This is a genomic window from uncultured Campylobacter sp., from assembly GCF_937890585.1.
Classification (GTDB): domain Bacteria; phylum Campylobacterota; class Campylobacteria; order Campylobacterales; family Campylobacteraceae; genus Campylobacter_A.
This window is the reverse complement of sequence record NZ_CALACG010000141.1, coordinates 1-1,566: the sequence shown is the minus strand read 5'-3', so window position 1 is coordinate 1,566 and position 1,566 is coordinate 1. Positions and strand designations below refer to the sequence as shown.

4 protein-coding genes are annotated in these 1,566 nt (G+C 42.1%); 1 reads left to right on the top strand and 3 read right to left on the bottom strand.

What is annotated here, in order from left to right; genetic code table 11:
* The 3 genes from Q0296_RS04030 to Q0296_RS04020 all read right to left on the bottom strand — a co-directional run.
* On the bottom strand, positions 1-368 hold a 368-nt coding region (locus tag Q0296_RS04030), incomplete at its 3' end, for an exonuclease domain-containing protein (protein ID WP_298036829.1).
* Positions 365-1,012 (bottom strand): ribulose-phosphate 3-epimerase, encoded by a 648-nt coding sequence (rpe, locus tag Q0296_RS04025; RefSeq protein ID WP_002942761.1) that lies wholly within the window; start codon positions 1,010-1,012, stop codon positions 365-367. The genes rpe and Q0296_RS04030, both read right to left, overlap by 4 nt.
* 9 nt (positions 1,013-1,021) lie before the next feature.
* On the bottom strand, positions 1,022-1,297 hold the full coding sequence (locus Q0296_RS04020; RefSeq protein ID WP_298036824.1) for a hypothetical protein: 276 nt from the start codon (positions 1,295-1,297) through the stop codon (positions 1,022-1,024).
* Position 1,298: 1 nt separating this feature from the next.
* On the opposite strand from Q0296_RS04020, the gene Q0296_RS04015 reads away from it, so the two are divergent.
* Positions 1,299-1,566, top strand: a 268-nt coding sequence (locus Q0296_RS04015) for a helicase C-terminal domain-containing protein (RefSeq protein WP_298036821.1), incomplete at its 3' end; no start/stop codon positions are given.

Sequence of the window (1,566 nt, the reverse complement as noted above, 5' to 3'; positions counted from 1 at the left end):
GTGATATTTTCAGGCACCACGCTAGCTGCAACAAAGCTTTCAAAGCGCCCTATTTCGGTGCCATTTTTCATTTTTATAGCACCAATTTCTATTATCTGACCATTTGTCGTGCCACCAGTCGTTTCGATATCCACGACGCAAAATTCCTGCTCGCTAATATCTCTAAATCTCGTGCCAAGCTCGATCTCATTATCTTCATTTCTAATGATATCAAGCCCAAGAGTTCGCCACATATCAAGGTCGCGCACGTCAATGAGCGATGAAATTTCATCAATATCGCCAAATCTTAAAATAAACTCATGATAGCCTAAATTTTGCCTAGCTAAAATTTCAATGCTATTTTCTAAACGCTGTTTTTTTGGTTTCAAAACTCAAGCTTTATGGCGCGGATGGCTTGTTCGTATGAATTTGATGAGAAGATGTAGTTGCCAGCCACCAAGATATCAGCCCCAGCCTCTTCAAGATCAGGCGCATTTAGTCCGTTCACGCCGCCGTCCACTTCAATGAGGCACTTGGCGTTTTTGCGCTCTATTAGCTCCCTTAGCGCCCTTGTTTTCTCAAGCACGACTGGCATAAATTTCTGACCGCCAAAGCCAGGATTTACGCTCATTAATAGCACCATATCGACTTCATCGATGATATGCTCGATCGCGCTAACTGGCGTGTGTGGATTTAGCACGATACCAGGACCAACGCCGTTTTTTCTGATGTGGTCTATTAGTCTCATCGGATGCTTCTCTTCTTCGATGTGAAAGGTTAGAAATTTTGGCTTTAGCGGCAAAAAAAGATCAGCAAAAAATGAGTTATTTTCAACCATTAGGTGTATGTCAAGTGGCTTTGTAGCGGCCTTTGCAACGGCATTTACCACAACTGGTCCGATGGTTAAATTTGGTACAAAATGCCCATCCATAACATCAACATGCACCAGATCACACCCAGCCTCACAAATGGCTCTTATTTCGGCTGCTAAATTTCCAAAATCAGCCGATAAAATACTAGGTGCAACGTACATTTTTTCTCCTTATTTGCTCACAAATATCACGCCAGTTTGGCTCTCTTTTGAATTTAATGTGGCTAAAATTCCACTGCTAGCTCTGTCAAAAAACATCTCATTTTCGAAAAATTTAAAGTTGCTAAGTTTTACCTTTAAATTTCTCTGGATGAAAATATCTAAAATTTTGCTTGCAATGATACTAAAAATTTGAGAAAATCCGCTTAAACAGCCACACTCCAGATCGCCATTATCTGAAAAAATAGAGCAAATTTTAAAAGAAAACGGCGAGATAAAAAGCGTCATCGTGCAAAAAGCTAACGGCGAGATCGTCGAGGTGGAGCGCGCGAGATTTGACATGAGCGAATTCGTGATGGCGGGCGAACATCTCGAAGAGCGCGCTAGGGCGTCTTTGACGCAGTTTCCGCTAAAGCTAGCCTACGCGATCACGATACATAAATCCCAAGGCATGAGTATTGAAAATTTAGTCTGCGACCTAAATCATATCTTTGCCAACGGGCAGCTCTACGTCGCGCTCTCGCGGGTGATCGATCCAAAAAAGCTTAGGATATTTT